Here is a 17,955-nt window from a genome sequence, read left to right as displayed (position 1 = left end):
GCTGTAAATGATAGTTGTGTAAAATTATAATATGCAGCAGGTCAATTGCAAACCACCGCTTTAGCAAAGCTATCCACTATTCCAGTACCTCGTGTAGTATACGGCTGCTAAGCTTTACCTGTTTGTGAAAGTTGAGCACTGCAATGACATAGTTGGCGACTCCCAGAAGAAGAGAAAATATCGCGTTGATATAAATGCGCTCGTAGATAAAAAAATACAATGCAAAAAGCCCGGTTAGCACTGACCAGAATATTAAAAATGAAAGCGTCCACATAAACAGTCGGTAGCGGATAAGAACAATACTGCCAATTGAGCTGCTTTCTATTCTGCCGCTTATCAAAGGGAGAAAGTTGTTGGCTCGACTCACTTTACGGGAAAGCTTAAAATTCTCTTTTTTTACCCAGCCATTGAATAGCAATTTGTCTTCATGCACATCAGGCATCCACTCTTCCCTATGACTTGGTTTGGTCACATTCCACAGTCGCTTTGAGAGTTGCCTGGCATCATATGAGGATACAATAGTTTCTCTGCTTAGGGGAAGTAGGGCTAACACTGGGACTAAAAATTAGTCTAAAGCGGCAATGCAGGAGATTTCTACATTCACATTTTTGGGTAGGCGACTTACTTCCACAGTTTCTCTAGCTGGAGGATTTTGCTTAAAATACTGCCCATAAGCTTCATTTACAGTTGCAAAGTCATCCATGTTCTTGACAAAAATTGAACACTTTACAACCTGACTAAAATCAGCACCTGCCGCTCTCAGGATAGATTCTAAATTCTTCATTACCTGATGGGTTTCTTCAGTGATATTGTCATTTATCAATTCTCCACTGGCGGTATCAAGTGCTATCTGTCCGGAAACGTAGAGCATATTTCCACTTTTGATTGCCTGGCTATATGGCCCAATGGGGGCAGGAGCTTCTGAGGTATTGATTACTTCTTTTGCCATGTTTTCTGCTTTTTTATACACTGTTTGTAAAACAAGTTGCAAATCTACTTGATTAGAGTAATCAAAAACACCTTAATTCCTAATTTTTTAGAAATTACCTTGGTAATGAGATGCTAATGACAAAATTTGGATTATGGATTATTGTTAGAGAATTTTTCTCCGGTTTTTCATTATCATTTTCTACATCTAGAATTTTTCTTTTTAGAAGTTATACATATGAAGATACTCACCGCTCAACAAACCCGCGACGCTGATGCAGCTACCATCAAAAATGAACCTATTAGTTCTACAGACCTGATGGAAAGAGCGGCTACCGTTTTCAAGCATCAGTTTCTTGAAACTTTTGGCGCTACAGTTAATCCCGTATACATATTTAGCGGGCCTGGTAATAATGGGGGGGATGGCCTGGCCTTTGCGCGATTGCTGCATCAGCATCATTGTAGAATTAGTGTTTTTACTGTACATGCCGCCGATAAGGGTTCAGAGGATTTTAAGATCAACCGAGAAAGGCTTACGGAGCATATCACCATCAATAATATTGAGCATGAAAGTGATATTCCTGATATTCCAAGAGAAGCAATTGTTATAGATGGCCTATTCGGTTCAGGACTCTCCCGTAAAGTAGAAGGCATATTTGCCAAAGTGATAGAGAAGATCAATCTCTCAGAAGCAGCAGTAGTTTCTATTGATATTCCTTCGGGACTTTTTGCCGATAAGCCTCTAGAAGTTGAAGACAAAAACGCTGTCATCGTAAGAGCTGATTATACATTTAGTTTTCAGATGCCTAAACTGGCTTTCCTACTTCCTGAAAGCGCACATTTTGTAGGTAAATGGGAAATACTTGATATAGGGCTTGACCGTACTTTTATTGAGCAAACTCCGGTAGATTACTACTTTACAGACCTTATGTTGGCTAAATCTCTTCTGAAGAAGCGGGCAACACACTCTCATAAGGGAACATTTGGAAAAACCATGCTTATTAGTGGTAGCTACGGTAAGATGGGCGCTGCTGTGCTTTGCGCACGCGCTTGTCTTCATGCCGGAGCAGGTTTACTTACCGTCCACATTCCCGAATGTGGCTATCAGATCATGCAAATTGCGAATCCTGAAGCGATGACTACGGTAGACCGACATCAGTATATTTTTACAGATTTGCCGCAGGAAGGCGGCACTGCTATTGAAAAATACGATGTGTTGGGCATTGGCCCAGGCTTAGGTACTGCTGAGGAGACTAAGATGGCGCTAAAAAACATTTTAGAGAAAGCCAAATCTTTACAAAAGCCTATGATACTGGATGCTGACGCACTAAATATCTGCGGCAGAAACCGTGAACTCCTGGACTTACTCCCTGAAAATGCTATCCTCACTCCTCACCCCAAAGAATTTGAAAGACTCACTCAGCCTGCCAAAAATGATTTTCATCGCTTACAACTGCTGATGGAGTTTTGTCGGCAGTACCAGGTTTTTGTAGTGCTGAAAGGTGCCAATACTGCAGTAGGTACACCTAGCGGGAAAATATGCTTTAATAGTACTGGTAACCCTGGTATGGCTTCAGGAGGTACCGGTGATGCCCTCACCGGCATTATTGCTGGTTTACTTTCTCAAAAATATGACCCTCTTGATGCTACTTTGTTGGGTGTATATTTGCATGGTCAGGCAGGCGACCTTGCCGCCGAGGCACTGAGTCAGGAGGCAATGCTGGCTTCAAACCTTATTGATTACTTAGGTGCAGCATTTAAGACGTTAACTTGATAGATAAATATTATTGGAGGAGAAGGATACATATTATTCAGTCAAAACAGTTTCTGAAGGTTTATATAAAGAAAAAGGAAGTAAGTTTTTGGCTTTTGTTTTCCCTGTCACTTCTGATGAAGAAGTGAAAGAAAAAGTAGATGCGCTTAAGAAACAATATTATGATGCCCGGCATCATTGCTTTGCGTTTATTTTAAAGCCGGAAGAAGGCAGAGAAGAGACCTATCGTGCCAATGACGATGGAGAGCCTGCCCATTCCGCTGGCGATCCTATTTTAGGGCAGATCCGTTCTCAAAATTTATATGATGTGCTGGTGGTAGTAGTGCGCTACTTTGGTGGCACAAAACTCGGTGTACCTGGCCTCATTCATGCTTATAAAACAGCGGCGGCGGATGCTATAGCTCAAAATCAGATAGTGAAAAAAACTATCTATAAAGATTTGTCTATACAGTTTGAGTACACCGCTACCAATGAAGTGATGCAGCTAATTGATCATTTTCAGGCTCAAATCAGCACACAAAACTTTGCTGAAGATTGCTTTTATCAGTTAGATATCCCCCGTAGCCAGTGGCAAAATGCCAAAGAACAGTTCAGTCAGATACAAGGGGTAGCTTTAGTGTAAGTGGTAAAATTACAGAAGCTACCATCTGCATGTTTCATTTTTTTATCTTTATGAAAAAGAATCATAAAAAAATATGAAAAAGAAACAAGCGGTGGCACTTGTTGCTCATGATAATAAAAAGCCTGAGCTGCTACAGTGGGTAAGAAATCATATTGATCTTCTTGCTGGGTATGAACTATATGCGACCGGTACAACGGGTAAAATGCTGGAAGAAGGCATTAGGGATGTTAAAGCTATCAATATTCATAAGTTGCTGAGTGGTCCGCTGGGAGGTGACCAGCAGATTGGGGCCAAAATTGCAGAAGGGACAATTGACTTTTTAATATTCTTCTGGGACCCTCTGGAACCTCAACCCCATGATCCTGATGTAAAGGCTCTTTTACGCATTGCTGTAACCTGGGATATTCCTTTTGCTTGTAATAAAGCATCTGCAAATTTCCTTTTTGCCTCTGCCAAAATCACTGGTAATTATGAAAGAGAAAAGCCTGACTTTACCACATATCTGAACCGAAATATAAAAAAATAGATAAAAAAAGCCCGGACTTAATTCCGGGCCATGTTAGGTAGTATAGGCAGTATAATCTTTATACGTTCATGAGAGATTCTCTGCGGCGCATTTTTCCAGCAGGAATGCCGAACATCATTTTGAAACGACGGCAGAAGTAAGCTGTATCTTTATAGCCTACATCTTTACCGATTTCACGTATACTCTTCTTGGTAGTCCTCAACAGGTTCACCGCTTTCTCCATGCGCTGATATTCAATGTAATCCTGAGGATTAATGCCCGTCAGCATTTTGAAATATTGGCCAACGTAATCTTCTGATACGTTTGCAACATTCGCCAACACTTTATTTGAAAGATCACCACCAATATTATCTTTGATATAGGCAAAAATATCAATCAGACGAGGGTCTTTGAAATAAGTACTATTGGTAGCCAATTGCTCCACAAACATTCTGTTATCCAGAATATAGCGGATGATCTCAATCACCATACGCTCAGTACTCAGCTTGATAATTCTGTCTTTTCCAGGAGTGTCAGAATTATTTTCTCTCAGTATTTCCTGTATGATTTCAGGAATTCTGCTATTATCTTCTAGGACAAACGGAGGGATATCCAGAGAAGCAAAGAAGTTTACTGAGTCGAATACTTTTGCCTCAAAATTAATGAAGCTAAAGTTCTCAGCTTCTAGTGTCTTAACATCTGTAGTCTCTAGTGACTGAAAATATAACTCTTTATTATTGATAAAGTCGTCATTTGACAGGCTTACAGGATCTCCGGAGCCGTAGGTTACGGAAACCTGTTTTCCTCCGGGAATAAACACAACATTGCCACCACTTACCTCAGTGTTATCACTTCCGTACCTGATTTTTCCACGATTCAAAATTAATATGGTGTTTTCTACATCATAATAATTTTGAATTCTTACAGGTTGTAAGATTCTTATATTTTTGGACTTAATGAATCTTACGCTGAGTGATTCAATAATTTTATTATAATCTTCCATTCAGTTTAGGAGTATAATATATATGGTGAAAACAAAAATTCTTATTTTGAAATAATAGTTCAAATTTAATAAACCTATGTAACTTTCCAAATAAGAAATTATAAACTTGTACGCAAAATACAAATTTTTTTAATTTTTCCCATAAATATTACATCAAAATCACTCTATCTTAATATTTCCCTTGCGATTACTAGTTTTTGTATCTCAGAAGTACCCTCGTAAATTTGTGTAATCTTAGCATCACGCATCATACGTTCTACGTGATACTCCTTCACATACCCGTAGCCACCGTGAATCTGTACAGCCTCATTACTTACTTCCATAGCTACCTGAGAAGCATATAACTTAGCCATAGCGCTTTCCTGAATGTAAGATAAGCCCCGATCTTTTAAGTCGGCAGCCTGAAGGCAGAGCAGGCGTGCCGCACTGATTTTGGTTGCCATCTCGGCCAGCTTAAACTGTATTGCCTGATGCTTACTGATCTCCTGTCCAAAAGTCTTTCGTTCTTTTGCGTATTGCACAGAGCGCTCATAAGCTCCAGATGCAATGCCCAACGCCTGAGCAGCAATGCCTATACGCCCGCCATTGAGTACTGACATGGCGAATTTAAAGCCAAAGCCGTTTTGCCCTATTCTGTTAACCTTAGGCACTTTTACATCATTAAACATTAGGGAGTGGGTATCTGAGGCCCTGATGCCCATCTTATTTTCTTTTTTTCCAACTACAAAACCTTCCCATTCTTTCTCTACAATCAATGCGTTAATTCCCTTGTGCCTTTTCTCAGCCTCGCTTTGCGCCATTACAACATAAATGGAAGCACTGTTACCGTTGGTGATCCAATTTTTACTTCCGTTCACCAGATAATGATCTCCCTGATCAATAGCGGAAGTGCGTTGCATGGTCGCATCAGAGCCCGCTTCCGGTTCTGACAAACAGAAAGCACCCAGCTTTTCACCGCTAGCCAGAAAAGGCAAATATTTTTGCTTCTGTTCTTCTGTTCCGTATTCTTCTATTCCCCAGCAGACTAATGAGTTATTTACTGACATACAAACCGAAGCGGACGCATCTACTTTGGAAATTTCCTCCATTGCCAATACATACGACTTAGTGTCCATACCTCCTCCTCCGTATTCTGGGCTCACCATCATACCCATAAATCCCAGTGCTCCCATCTTTTTTATCTGTTCTGCTGGAAATTGCTGTTTTTCATCCCTTTCTATTACCCCAGGTAGTAATTCGGTTTGGGCAAAGTCTCTTGCAGCCTCCTGCACCGCCAGATGTTCTTCTGTAAATTGAAAATCCATATGATTGATATTTACGGGTAAAGACTTAATTTATTATGCATGCAGAGTATTTTATGCAATATAAGCCTTGGACGGTGTATTGCAAAAAAAAGCATCTCCGCTCAAACGAAGATGCTTAAATATTTTACTCGGCTATTTTTATCATTTAATCACGACCTCCCAAATAGATAGATATCCAGTAAAGCAGACCTACTATAGAGCCTAAAGCAGCGACCATATAAGTCATGGCAGCCCACTTCAATGCATCTTTGGCCATTCCATACTCGTTGGGAGAAGCAATATTTTGCTGCTTAATCCATGCTAAAGCACGTTTACTGGCATCAAACTCAACAGGCAGTGTAACTAACGAAAATAATGTAATCACCGCATAACAGCCTATGATGGTCAATATTGCAATGTCAAAAAAACCGCCTTTCATACCAAAAATGAAAGCTCCACCAAAAAACAGGAACAGCACAACCATATTCAAAATCTTGGCACTCACATTTTGGACAGGTACCATCGCTGAGCGGAACTCCAGAAAGCTATAGGCTGTAGCATGCTGTACTGCATGCCCACACTCGTGAGCAGCAATTGCGGCTGCGGCTGCTGAGCGTCCATGATATACGTCATCACTCAGGTTAACTGTTTTGTCCGCCGGATTATAATGGTCAGACAAACGACCAGGCACTGAAACCACGCTTACATCATGGATACGATTATCTCTAAGCATTTTCTCAGCAACTTCACGTCCTGTCAGGTCCGCATTCCAGCGTATTTGCGAGTATTTTTTAAATTTATTCTTTAGCCTCTGGCTTACTGCGAAGCTCAGAATGGCTACTCCTATAAATAATATAATGTATATGGACATAGTTTTATGCTTGTTTGTTTCTTTTTATAACATAAATTTAGCGTAATAAGCTCATTTATGCATAGCTATTTACGACAGTATATTAATTGAGGTTATAATTATTGAGTCGTTTTTTCAGGCATTAAATTTCTGGGGCTGAAGATTTTTTTCTCGCTTTTTGGTAGAGAGCACAGAGGCTATAAAGAAGCTAATTCCTCCAAAAATAATAAACGAGATAGTTTGCATACTATGGATAAGTGTAGCAAATAATACTCCTTCTTGCTCTGCTACTCCATACAGTAGTAAGACTCCGCTAACTAAGGCATGAAAAGTACCAAAGCCTCCCTGCACTGGAGCTGCCATTCCCAGGCTGCCCATCACCAGTACTGCCAATCCTGCTCTCCATCCCAGCTCTGAAGTTTCTGGTAAAGCGAAAAATACTACATACGACATCATGTAGTAGCACAACCAAATACTAAATGTGGATATCCAAAAGCCAGCTTTATTTTCTATTCTACTTATACTAGTAAGTCCTTTAACTACTTCCCGCCCCAGGTTTTTCAGCTTAATGAGCAATTTATTTCCCCTCAGACTTTTCTTAATCACTTTTCTTAATACAAAGAAGAGAAGTAAAGCTACTGCTGCCACTCCGATAAGGATATAAATAGTACCTACATTTTGTTGTATAGTGCCCAGTTTTTCTCCTAAAAAGGAAAGGATAAATTCATTAAGTCTGCTAAACTCCAATATAAAAAGCGAGAGCATAGCTATAAAAAGGCAAATTAAATCTACCAAACGCTCTGCTACCACAGTTCCTAAAGAAGTGGTAATCGGAATATCGTCGGTTTTTTTCAGCATTCCGCAGCGACTCACTTCGCCCATACGGGGTATGATAAGGTTGGCGAAATAACCCACCATTACCGCTAAAAGAGTTCTAAAGACCGTCAAGTGCCGATACCCTAGAGGATAAAGAAGTATATTCCAGCGATAGGCTCTGAGCGTATGGCTCAGCAAAAAAAAGCCGATGGCCAATGTTACCCATCGGTAATCCACTTCTCTAAGTTTGTCAACCAGAGTAGTAAGATCAAAGTCCTTGAATACATACCATAGTAATGCTCCTGCAATCAGAAGAGAAATCACATACTTAAGGTAGCTCTTTATCTTGCCCAAGGTATTAGCTAATCAAATGGTTATTCTGGTCAGGAAAAATAACTGTAGGTTTGAATAATTTTGCTTCTTCAAAGTCCATACCTGCATAAGAAATAATAATAATCACATCTCCTACCTGCACTTTTCGGGCAGCTGGTCCATTCATACAGATCATACCACTATTTCTTTCACCCTTAATGACGTAGGTTTCCAGGCGTTCACCGTTGTTCACGTTTACAATTTGCACTTTCTCATGCTCAATAAGGTTTGCAGCCTCCATTAATGCTTCATCTATGGTGATGCTCCCTACATAATGTAATTCTGCCTGCGTAATCTTTACGCGATGTATTTTAGATTTTAGAACTTGAATATTCATTTTTCTTCATGCATATCATGTTAAAGCATGCCAGGTGTTTGCTTAACTAAATTTCTAACTTACTGTATTCTGCGTAGCAATAAACTACAACACTTATGTGCTAATAAAATTCCTTTGGTTTAAGAAAAAACCAATATGTTATCTATCAATCTTACCTCTTCTACAAAGGCTGCTACGCATACGGCTATTTCTGCTTTAGGTGTTGAGTCAGTAGCCTCCACAAAGTTTCTTTTATCTATCACTTCAAAATATTCCTGTTCAATTTCAGGGTGTTGATTTAGAGCATTGATACCCTCTTGCAGAGCTACTTTTGGGCTTTTCCCTTCTTTCATTAATTTTTCTACTACTGCCAAGGCACTATACAAATTTGTAGCCAGCTCTTTTCCCTTTTCAGAGAGCCTTTTGTTCCTGGATGACATTGCCAATCCGCTGCTTTCTCTAACGGTTGGTACAATGACGAGTTGTGTATTGAAAAAGAGCTCATCAATAAGTCTTTTGACTACACTGCATTGTTGCAGATCTTTCTGTCCAAAGTAGGCTTTATCAGGATTAACGATATGAAATAGTTTTGACACCACAAGTCCTACCCCGCTAAAGTGGCCCGGACGAAACTTACCTTCCAGTGCCTGCTCCAGATCTCCAAACTCAAACTTTATTCCTGTTTGATAACCCCGGGGGTACATTTCTTCATCTGAGGGGCAAAACAACACATCACAGCCCTCTTTTTTTAACAAATCTTTATCATGATCCAGGTCACGGGGATATTTTTTGAGATCATTTGTGTTGTTAAATTGTGTCGGGTTTACGTAGATGCTACAAACTATAATTTCATTTTCTTTTTTAGCTTCTTCCAGCAGACTGAGATGCCCTTTGTGCAGGGCTCCCATAGTTGGCACAAACCCGATTGAGCGCTTTTCAAGGCGTTTTTCGTCTAAAAAATGCTGTAGCGATTTAATGTTTTTAAATATTTGCATTATTACCAGTTCTAATACGAATAAAATCGCAAAACGCTATGTGCAATTGAAAAAAAGTGGAAATATGGTAAAATTTTCGTAATTTTGCGCATGCTTTTCCAATAACACAATTCAAATCCCCAAAGATATGTCAAAACTCCGAATTCTTTATGTAGCAAGTGAGATCAATCCATTTTTACAAACTTCTGAAGTAGCTGACTTCGTAAGACAGCTTCCTCAGGGTATGCAAGAGAGGGGTATGGAAATCCGTATTCTGGTCCCTCGTTTTGGTCTGATCAACGAACGTAAAAACAGGCTGCATGAAGTAGTTAGGTTATCTGGAATTAACATTGCAGTGGGTGAAGAAGAGAAGCCCCTGACAATCAAAGTTGCCTCTATTCCTAATGCTAAACTTCAGGTTTACTTTATTGATAACGAGGATTATTTCCATAGGAAATCAGTATTCTTTGACAAAGAAAATAACTTTTATGAAGACAATGATGAGCGTGCGATCTTCTTCTGTAAAGGTGTAATTGAAACTGTCAAAAAACTGGGATGGACACCGGATATTGTGCATTGCAACGACTGGATGACCAGCCTGATTCCTATGTATTTGAAGACGACTTATAAAAATGATCCGCTCTTCAAAAATACAAAGACAGTATTTACCGTTTATAATAATCCGTTCAAGCATAAATTTGATGGAGACCTTCTGGACAAGGTCAAAATGATGGACATTGATGACAGTATGCTGGTGAATTTGCAATCTGCCGATTATGATGGATTCATAAAAATTGGAATTGAGTACGCAGATGCTATCATCAAAGCTGAAGACGGTGTAAACGATAATTTAAACACCTTATTAGAAGAGTTCGACAGTGAGAAAAAGATTGACACCATTGAGAAAGACGATAACCTCCTCGATTCATACTTTAACTTATACAATGAATTGGTTAACTAAGGGAAAATTTGGGCTGATAGCTTTATCAGCCCTCTTCCTTTCTTGTGAGAACGACGACCTGCTGAGCCTGGATTTTGACCCCCAAGACGAAAATATCAACCTCTCCTTTACCGAATTAACATTACCATTTCAACTTATACAGCGGGATTCTATAAGAACATCTTATACTAGCAACATGCTGGTAGGTAACTATCTTAGTGATGATTTTGGCAAAGTTGAGGCTATCAGCTATATGACCCTTGGAATAGGTTCCAGAAGGGAGGCAAGCACTGAGGATGAGTTAGATTCTTTAGTATTGACCTTTACAAGGAACTACTTCTATGGTTCTGATGATGAAAGTTTGGAGCAGACTGTAAATATTCATCAGCTTAGAGAGCCTGTCATAGATTCTCTTACTTATTATACGTCTTCATCTCTGGCCTACGACCCCAATGCACTTGGGAGCCTAAGGTATACCGTAAATCCGGAGAGCAATGATACGCTGAGTGTGCGCCTTAGTGAGGCTATGGGTAATGAATTGTTAGACAAGATAAAAAATAATGCTGCTGAACTAGATAGTAGTAGACTATTTACAGAATACTTTAAAGGGTTAGCTCTTATATCACCTGAAGAGAAGCGTTTTATTACAGGCTTTTCTCCAAACAGCCTCAGAATGAATTTGTATTTTAGTTCTCCTGCTGATACGGTATCCAAAGTTTTCTCTTTCGGAATTGCGGCAATAGCTAGCTCACCTAATTCAACTCTTCCTCTTAGTTTCTACCATATTAACTATGATAGGAGTGGTACAGCGCTAGCCAATATTGATCAACCCAGAGAGGTGGGTTCTGCCACCGATAATCGTTTTTATCTGCAGGCCTCTTCAGGGATAGTACCCAGGATTGACTTTCAGCCATTGGTAAACTTTGTGGCAGAAAACCCAAATCGTGTTTTGTTGAACAGAGTGATCCTGCATATTGGACTTAGCGAACCGGAGGAAACAAAACCTGCACCTGCTGCCCTTTTTGGTTACCAGCTTGAGGATGATGGTATTTCCAGAGTGATAGAATTTAGTCGTTTAGAGAATGCTCGTATATTATCCGGATTATATAACGACGAAAATTATAGGTATGATGATATAGAAAGGAAACCTTTTATAGTCGGACCTTCACCAATTCGGTATGATACTACCAACATTGCCTATAATGAAAAAGTAACAAGTTTTGCTCAAAACCTGATAGATGGCTTTGTGGATAATCCGGCAGTACTCATTCAGCCCAATGATTTTACTACCGGTTTTAGTCAATTGGTTACTGAAGCTGATAGCATAAAGCTGCGAGTATACTATACTACGCTCAAATAATAATTGATCAAAATATGCCTCCGGGTAGAAGGATATCTTGTAGGTATGGCTCAAGTTCATGAGTTCTGTTTATCACACGGATATTCTCTACCCGGCACAGCCCATACGAAAAGCTTACTTCCACATAAAAGTTATGTATAGCATAGAGATGCAGTAGATATAAGGAAGTTTCTTTGCTGCAAAGGTGATTCCCTCTCTGCCACAATAAAGAAGATTGAGCACTTAAGGATAATTTTTTGAAATAAACAGGACTCATAGCCATACAAAAAGTGAGTACATCTTTCTGAAAGTAATTCTTCACAAGAGCATATATATATCATATTATATAAAGAACTAGCGATTATTAGTTTGCTCAAAGAAGTAATTTCAATATAATGAAGTTTCACTTTTTAATAAGTAAAATTTCATATTTGTATATTTCTGCTTATGCACAAGAAGGCTATTCAAAGAATATATGGAAAAAAGTTAAGAGTAAGAGTGGTAGGACTGTGTTATTCGGATGACTGTCTCCTCTTGGTAAAGCATAAAGCTTTAACGGCCAAAGGTTATTTTTTTTCTCCCCCAGGGGGTGGAATGCAATTCGGAGAATCTGCGGAGCACTGTCTCAAAAGAGAATTTTTTGAAGAAACGGGACTTGAGATAAAGGTTAACCACTTCCTGTTTACACATGAGTTTCTCGCACCTCCCTTGCATGCAATTGAGATGTTCTTTACAGTAGAAATGACAGGAGGCACTCTAAAAACGGGTATTGACCCGGAAATGAGCCAGCAGGAACAAATCATTGAGCAGGTAGAGTTCATGTCTCCACGCAAGATAAATGAAGAAAAAGGGTACCAGATGCATCAAATGATTAACCTCTCACAACACCCCAGAGATTTATTAAAGATGCAAGGTTATTTTAAATTTGATGATAAAACATTAAAATAGCGGATTATTCGGTTATGTTTTACCTGTTAAAATGTCTATAATTGTAAAAAAACTTACTACACAATGAACCTTACTAAAGTATTGACCTTTGTCTTTTTAATAGTAGCTGTCGGTATTGGTTACTTCTTGATTAACAGCATCATTAGTAGTGTAGAAGAGGAGAAGCGTATTGCCGCAATTGAGAGCCGGGTTATTGAAAAGCTACAGTTTATCAGGGATGCAGAAATGGCTTATCAAGACGCCCACGGCCAGTATACCAGTGATTGGGACAAGCTGATCAACTTCATAGATACTGGCAAGATTTTTATCACTCAGCGGAGGGAAGAAACCGTACTTCTTGACTATGGTGCAGAAGAAACTACCATCCATATTGATACCCTAGGAAGTATTTCAGTTCGAGATTCTATTTACAATAATCCCGTATATCAAAAGTTTGATTTGAGCGATTTGATGTATGTTCCTGTCACTCGTGCTAAATTTGAACTCTTCGCTGATAAGATTGAGCGTAGTGGCGTAGACGTTGATGTGTTTGAGGTAAAAGATCCTTCACCTATTAATCCTGCTCGCCGTGGCGAAAACAGTATCAAAGGCCCCCTTAGAGTCGGTTCTCGTACTGAGGTAACTACTGCTGGAAACTGGGAATAGTAGAGGTAGGGATTTATTGCTGAGGAGTATAAATTATTCTCATTTTGGAGCAAGAAGTTGGAAATTTCCATTTAATCAACCGTATTAAAGATACTACTTTCAGTATTGATGATCTTACACACTATAATCTGTCTCTTCTTGTAGGCAGGAATGATTTTCAGTTTTGTGTAATAGATACCAGGGAAAATAAGTGCCTTTTGCTTGAAGATTATGAGCTTGAAGGCATTTATTCTACCAATGTATTAATCAATACCTTGTACAAGCTCTTTGAGGGGCATCATCTGCTCATGGCAGGCTATTGGAAGTCTGTAAAGCTAGCTATGAAAAATCAGAAATTTACAATGATTCCCTCTCACCTTTTCTCTAGTGAGCACCTGCGAGATTATCTTAAACTGAGCACAGAAGTAGATAGTGAGTTGGATGATTTTTATTATTATCAGCACGTACAGTCTGATGTAGTGTGTGTATTTGCTGCTGAACGGAAAATCATTGAAAAAGTCCGCTCTATCTATCCTACACTTACAGTACAGGTTGTCCATCACGGAAGCGCATTTATTGAAGGTATTCAGAGTCATCGTGATTTTACTTACTATAAAGACCTCTATGTGAATATCGGTCGTAACAATTTCAGTCTGGTAGTCACTGAGGACAACAAAATATTGCTGTACAACCGCTTCCCATATCAAGGGTCTGAAGATATTGTCAAATATACTATGCTGACAATGCAGGAAATGGGCATGGGGCAGCAAGATACCAAAACCACAGTCTGGGGTAACATCAGTTCGGACTCATCACATTTTAAGGAGTTGTATCGCTATATCAAAAATATATCTTTTGGTGGTCGCCCTTCCTATCTTAATTTTGCCTATATGTTTGACGAAGTGCCAGATCATCAGTACTTTGATCTGTATAGCATTTATGTCTGTGAATAGATGAAAACAGCACTTTTTCCCGGTTCATTTGATCCCTTTACCAATGGCCATGCGGATATTGTCCATCGGGGTCTTCAGCTGTTTGATAAAATTATTATCAGCATAGGACATAATAGTAGAAAGCAGCGCTATTTTCCAGTAGAAAAAATCATTGGTCATATTCAGGAAGCTTTTTCTGAAAATAGTCAGGTAGAAGTTATTACTTATGATGAGCTCACTGCTGAGCTGGCTCGCAAATACGAGGCTAACTATCTATTAAGAGGACTGAGAAATACTACCGACTTTGAATATGAGAATAGTATCGCGCAAATCAATCGTCACCTGAATAATTACCTGGAGACTGTATTTTTGATTACGTCTCCACAATATGCTCATATCAATTCATCTATCATTCGGGAAGTACATCGCTACGGCGGTGATGTGAACGAATTTCTCCCTTACCAAATTTAGAAACCGAACTGCTTATAATACTCTCTAAAAACGTACCTTATTGAAAAGTAAGAGTCGTACAATACTTCTTTGACTTCTGCCTCACTCATCCATTTTACTGCTTCTATTTTTTCTTCTACCTGAGCCTTCATTTTGCTATCATCGGTACACTCCATTGCATACCAATAGGTTTTTTTCAGGTATTTTTTCTTGTTACGCGTGTAAGTATGCCAGGTATGGCACACTTCTTTGATGGGCTCTGCTTTTACACTGCACTCTTCTTCCACCTCGCGTAGTGCCCCCACAAGCGGCGATTCCCCCTTTTCCATTTTACCTTTGGGTAAGTCCCACTTCTTCAGGCGGTAAATCATAAGTATTTTGTGGTCTTTTCTAACCAGCCCTCCGGCTGCTTCTATCACTAGGTACTGGCTTTTTACAAAATCTTTGGCCCGGTTAATATCAGGGACTACAAAAGTAATACTATCCAGTTTTTTTACTTTTTGCTTATTAAAATAATCCAGACAGTCTTTAATATAGGCTTCATTGGCATAATTCACCAAAACATCATCTTTAAGCTTGATACTGCTGAATTTATGTTGCCTGGCATCAAAGGTGTACTCAAAGTGGTTTTCATCAAGATGTTTGTCCTGACCCACAATCTCTACCGGAGTATCATTAACGAACAGCTTCATAAATTGCTATTTAATAAAAAAGTAGTTAGATAGTAAAAATTTCTCGTATAGCTTAAGCGACTACAAGAAGAAAACCTATTTACCATATCCATTAAACTGAACTATACTATGGTCTCGCATTTTGACAAAGTAAAGAAATTTTTGTTTGAACTTGGCTTTGACATTCAGTCAGAAGATACTGAAGAAGGAATTGTTGTGATCACTGATGAAGATCAGGGCATCAGCCATCTGATCATTGACTGCGAGGGGGAGATTTTGGTGTTTGAGCAGTTTATTTTTAAGCTAAAATCACCGGATGACAGTAGTGTGCTGAAAAAGCTCTTACAAATTAATCGTAATCTGGTGCATGGAGCGCTTGTCCTGGACGAAGAAGATCGCGTTATTTTCCGTGATACACTTCAGCTTGAAAATATGGATCAGAATGAGATAGAGGCCACGATCAATTCCATAGGTCTCATGATGGCCGAATACGCCAGTGATTTTCTCAAATTTGCAAAAATAAGTTAAATTTCAAAAAATATAGATTATGAGCATATTCAGAAGACTTTTCAAAGTGGGTGAAGCACAATCTCACTCATTGATAGATAGTATGGAAGACCCAGTGAAAATGAGTGAGCAGGCCATCCGTGACCTTAAAAATGATTTAGGTAAAGCTATGGAAAGCCTGGCTGAGGTGAAAGCCATCGCCATCCGTACCCGCCGCGAAATGAAAAATCACGAGCAACAGTCAGCTGACTATGAGAAAAAAGCCATGTTGCTTTTACAAAGAGCCGAGCAGGGGCAAATAGACCCCACTGAGGCTGACCGCCTAGCTACCGAAGCACTCAATAAAAAAGAACATGCTGATCAGGAAATTGCCCGTACTCAGACAGAGGTAGAAAAGTACGATAACATGACTGCCAATCTTGAGGCGAAAGTAAACGATCTGAGAAGCAGGATATCCAAATGGGAAAACGAACTTCGTACCCTAAAAGCTCGTGCAAAAGTGAGCAGCGCTACTAAAAAGCTCAACAAACAGATGGCAGGCATTGACTCTTCCAGCACAGTTTCTATGCTGGAGCGTATGAAAACCAAAGTCGAGGAAGAAGAATCGCTAGCTGAATCCTATGGCGAAATAGCAGCAGCGCCTAAATCAGTAGATGATGAGATAGATAAAGCTCTGGGTTCTAGTTCACCTGCTACCAGTGATAAACTCGCTGCCCTGAAAGCTAAGATGGGCATCAATAAGGATCAATAATAAACCTGATGACTCCGAATTTTATTTTTCGGAGTCATATATTTAATTCAACCTATGTGGTCACTCATTTTTTTTATCATCGTAATTATTGGAGTAGGCGTGTTTTTCTGGCAAAAAAATAAACGAAAAAAAGAAGCTGAGGTGCAACCTAATACGCCTAAAGAGCTAACCCTTGAAAATGTAGAGCCGGGAGGTGTTATTCACCTGATGAACGTGGGACCTGATATGGAAGAATATGATGTAACTATTCTTTCTAAAAGCATTTACCGGGAAGGGGAAAGCACAGAATGGTATGAGTTAGAAGGAGATAATGGCAAACAGAAAGTGTGGATTAGCATAGAGGAAGATGACGGATTAGATGTAACTCTTGCCCTGCGTACACTCAAGCTCCGAGACCTTCCCATTAACCGCTCTGATCTCGATATTATGGATGAGAGTGCAGAAGGAGAATTTGAATTTGAAGGACAGACCTTTTACTTTGAGTATTCCAATGAAGCATCCTTCTTCAGCAATGGAAACACCTCCAGGGATAATGAATCTTTCTTCTACTATTGGGAATTTGAGAATGAAAATGAAGATCAGTTCATTACCATTGAAGAATGGGAGAATGGTAAGTTTGAAATAACCCTTGCAGTTCCTCTGAAGTCTTCCCAGATCAAAATATATAGCCTGGGAGATGGTAATGCTGCTTATTAAGAAGCATATTTATCAATCAGTGGGCTCAAAAGGACCCAAAGCAGTATGGGTACTACGGCTGCTACGCCCAGTGTAAAAAGGGGTGAATTTATGCCCCAGGAAATATTCCCTACAGTAGCGTAAGCAAAACCGAGAGGAACAGATCCACAGGCTAGTGCCAGATAAAATTTTAACCTTTCCATGCGCATCATCCCTGCCATGCAGGCTACTACTTCCGGTAGCACTGGTGTCCAGCGTGATAGGGCCACTATAAATCCCCCTATTTTGTGATTAATTTTTTGCCCTTTCTGCCAGTCTTTTTCTCCTAATAAGTGTCTGGTCGTTGACTCTCCGAACTGACGGCAGAGTTCGTAGCCTAAGGTTCCGGCAAAAACTGAGCCTATCGCATTGTTAATTCCTCCCAGCAGTGGACCATAGATAATTCCTATAGCAGCCATAATTACTGTAGCAGGCAGAGGAAGTAATAAATCAAGCATTAGTAAGCCTATGCCTATTATCCATGCCCAGTAGCCATAACTTTCCAGAAGACTTACGGTAGATGCCTGGGTAAAAAAAATTTCTATCTGTTCTCCCCAAATGGCAAAAGGAATAAGGACTAAGAGTGCTAAGCCCAAAAATATTAGTACTAAACGCATGAAACAGGATGATCAGCGAT

General features: G+C 39.6%; 22 protein-coding genes. 12 read left to right on the top strand and 10 right to left on the bottom strand.

All coding sequences use genetic code 11. The annotated features are described in order from the left end of the window. Nucleotides 1–76: 76 nt before the first annotated feature. Nucleotides 77–553 (bottom strand): hypothetical protein, encoded by a 477-nt coding sequence (locus tag WJR50_RS01185; RefSeq protein ID WP_341291376.1) that lies wholly within the window; start codon nt 551–553, stop codon nt 77–79. A gap of 12 nt (nt 554–565) precedes the next feature. Then, complete coding sequence (locus tag WJR50_RS01180) at nt 566–949, bottom strand: RidA family protein (protein WP_341291375.1); 384 nt, start codon at nt 947–949, stop codon at nt 566–568. 216 nt (nt 950–1,165) lie between these two features. Here WJR50_RS01180 and WJR50_RS01175 point away from each other — a divergent pair, with 216 nt between their 5' ends. From WJR50_RS01175 to WJR50_RS01165, 3 genes are all read left to right on the top strand, one after another. Continuing rightward, nucleotides 1,166–2,701: an NAD(P)H-hydrate dehydratase gene (locus tag WJR50_RS01175; protein WP_341291374.1), complete on the top strand. Its 1,536-nt coding sequence runs from the start codon at nt 1,166–1,168 to the stop codon at nt 2,699–2,701. Nucleotides 2,702–2,714: 13 nt separating this feature from the next. Beyond that, a complete protein-coding gene (locus WJR50_RS01170; RefSeq protein WP_341291373.1) occupies nt 2,715–3,323 on the top strand; it encodes an IMPACT family protein in 609 nt (202 codons plus the stop codon). A 73-nt stretch (nt 3,324–3,396) separates the two neighbouring features. Beyond that, the gene (locus WJR50_RS01165; protein ID WP_341291372.1) at nt 3,397–3,849 is read left to right on the top strand and encodes a methylglyoxal synthase; all 453 of its coding nucleotides are present in this window, start codon (nt 3,397–3,399) and stop codon (nt 3,847–3,849) included. Between the two features lie 58 nt (nt 3,850–3,907). On the opposite strand, the gene WJR50_RS01160 is transcribed toward WJR50_RS01165, so the two are convergent. The 6 genes from WJR50_RS01160 to panC form a co-directional block, all read right to left on the bottom strand. Further along, entirely contained in the window at nt 3,908–4,831 is a 924-nt protein-coding gene (locus tag WJR50_RS01160; protein ID WP_341291371.1) for a helix-turn-helix domain-containing protein, read from the bottom strand. 164 nt (nt 4,832–4,995) lie between these two features. Beyond that, nucleotides 4,996–6,135: an acyl-CoA dehydrogenase gene (locus tag WJR50_RS01155; RefSeq protein WP_341291370.1), complete on the bottom strand. Its 1,140-nt coding sequence runs from the start codon at nt 6,133–6,135 to the stop codon at nt 4,996–4,998. A 145-nt stretch (nt 6,136–6,280) separates the two neighbouring features. Beyond that, nucleotides 6,281–6,985, bottom strand: a complete 705-nt coding sequence (locus tag WJR50_RS01150; RefSeq protein ID WP_341291369.1) for a zinc metallopeptidase — start codon at nt 6,983–6,985, stop codon at nt 6,281–6,283. A 114-nt stretch (nt 6,986–7,099) separates the two neighbouring features. Further along, entirely contained in the window at nt 7,100–8,134 is a 1,035-nt protein-coding gene (locus tag WJR50_RS01145; protein ID WP_341291368.1) for a lysylphosphatidylglycerol synthase transmembrane domain-containing protein, read from the bottom strand. Nucleotides 8,135–8,138: 4 nt separating this feature from the next. After that, entirely contained in the window at nt 8,139–8,489 is a 351-nt protein-coding gene (panD, locus tag WJR50_RS01140; protein WP_341291367.1) for an aspartate 1-decarboxylase, read from the bottom strand. A gap of 119 nt (nt 8,490–8,608) precedes the next feature. After that, the gene (panC, locus tag WJR50_RS01135; RefSeq protein WP_341291366.1) at nt 8,609–9,463 is read right to left on the bottom strand and encodes a pantoate--beta-alanine ligase; all 855 of its coding nucleotides are present in this window, start codon (nt 9,461–9,463) and stop codon (nt 8,609–8,611) included. A gap of 127 nt (nt 9,464–9,590) precedes the next feature. Between panC and WJR50_RS01130 the strand changes: the two genes are divergently transcribed. The 6 genes from WJR50_RS01130 to coaD all read left to right on the top strand — a co-directional run bounded on the left by WJR50_RS01130 (nt 9,591) and on the right by coaD (nt 14,696). Next, nucleotides 9,591–10,403: a glycogen/starch synthase gene (locus WJR50_RS01130; protein WP_277486012.1), complete on the top strand. Its 813-nt coding sequence runs from the start codon at nt 9,591–9,593 to the stop codon at nt 10,401–10,403. Then, nucleotides 10,387–11,742 carry a DUF4270 family protein gene (locus WJR50_RS01125; protein ID WP_341291365.1) on the top strand — a complete coding sequence of 452 codons (1,356 nt, stop codon included), beginning with the start codon at nt 10,387–10,389 and terminating at the stop codon, nt 11,740–11,742. The genes WJR50_RS01130 and WJR50_RS01125 overlap by 17 nt, the downstream gene beginning before the upstream one ends. Before the next feature lie 426 nt (nt 11,743–12,168). Next, nucleotides 12,169–12,669: an NUDIX domain-containing protein gene (locus WJR50_RS01120; RefSeq protein WP_341291364.1), complete on the top strand. Its 501-nt coding sequence runs from the start codon at nt 12,169–12,171 to the stop codon at nt 12,667–12,669. Between the two features lie 63 nt (nt 12,670–12,732). Next, the gene (locus WJR50_RS01115) at nt 12,733–13,314 is read left to right on the top strand and encodes a hypothetical protein (protein ID WP_341291363.1); all 582 of its coding nucleotides are present in this window, start codon (nt 12,733–12,735) and stop codon (nt 13,312–13,314) included. 44 nt (nt 13,315–13,358) lie between these two features. Continuing rightward, nucleotides 13,359–14,246 (top strand): DUF3822 family protein, encoded by an 888-nt coding sequence (locus WJR50_RS01110; protein WP_341291362.1) that lies wholly within the window; start codon nt 13,359–13,361, stop codon nt 14,244–14,246. After that, nucleotides 14,247–14,696, top strand: coding sequence for a pantetheine-phosphate adenylyltransferase (gene coaD / locus WJR50_RS01105; RefSeq protein ID WP_341291361.1), 450 nt, complete (start codon nt 14,247–14,249; stop codon nt 14,694–14,696). Here coaD and WJR50_RS01100 read toward each other — a convergent pair. Beyond that, entirely contained in the window at nt 14,693–15,367 is a 675-nt protein-coding gene (locus WJR50_RS01100) for an NUDIX hydrolase (RefSeq protein ID WP_341291360.1), read from the bottom strand. The two genes, coaD and WJR50_RS01100, sit on opposite strands and share 4 nt — an antisense overlap. Before the next feature lie 108 nt (nt 15,368–15,475). On the opposite strand from WJR50_RS01100, the gene WJR50_RS01095 reads away from it, so the two are divergent. From WJR50_RS01095 to WJR50_RS01085, 3 genes are read left to right on the top strand one after another with little or no spacing between them, the layout of a single operon-like run. Beyond that, nucleotides 15,476–15,874 carry a YbjN domain-containing protein gene (locus WJR50_RS01095; protein WP_341291359.1) on the top strand — a complete coding sequence of 133 codons (399 nt, stop codon included), beginning with the start codon at nt 15,476–15,478 and terminating at the stop codon, nt 15,872–15,874. A gap of 19 nt (nt 15,875–15,893) precedes the next feature. Next, the gene (locus WJR50_RS01090) at nt 15,894–16,604 is read left to right on the top strand and encodes a PspA/IM30 family protein (RefSeq protein WP_341291358.1); all 711 of its coding nucleotides are present in this window, start codon (nt 15,894–15,896) and stop codon (nt 16,602–16,604) included. 54 nt (nt 16,605–16,658) lie between these two features. Then, complete coding sequence (locus WJR50_RS01085) at nt 16,659–17,300, top strand: DUF4178 domain-containing protein (RefSeq protein WP_341291357.1); 642 nt, start codon at nt 16,659–16,661, stop codon at nt 17,298–17,300. Here the strand turns inward: WJR50_RS01085 and WJR50_RS01080 are convergent. Beyond that, nucleotides 17,297–17,935, bottom strand: a complete 639-nt coding sequence (locus tag WJR50_RS01080; RefSeq protein WP_341291356.1) for a TVP38/TMEM64 family protein — start codon at nt 17,933–17,935, stop codon at nt 17,297–17,299. The genes WJR50_RS01085 and WJR50_RS01080 overlap by 4 nt on opposite strands. Nucleotides 17,936–17,955 lie beyond the last annotated feature (20 nt).

This window comes from Catalinimonas locisalis (assembly GCF_038039535.1).
Classification (GTDB): Bacteria; Bacteroidota; Bacteroidia; order Cytophagales; family Cyclobacteriaceae; genus Catalinimonas.
The sequence above is the reverse complement of the archived record's forward strand: the minus strand, read 5'-3'. Positions and strand labels throughout refer to the sequence as shown.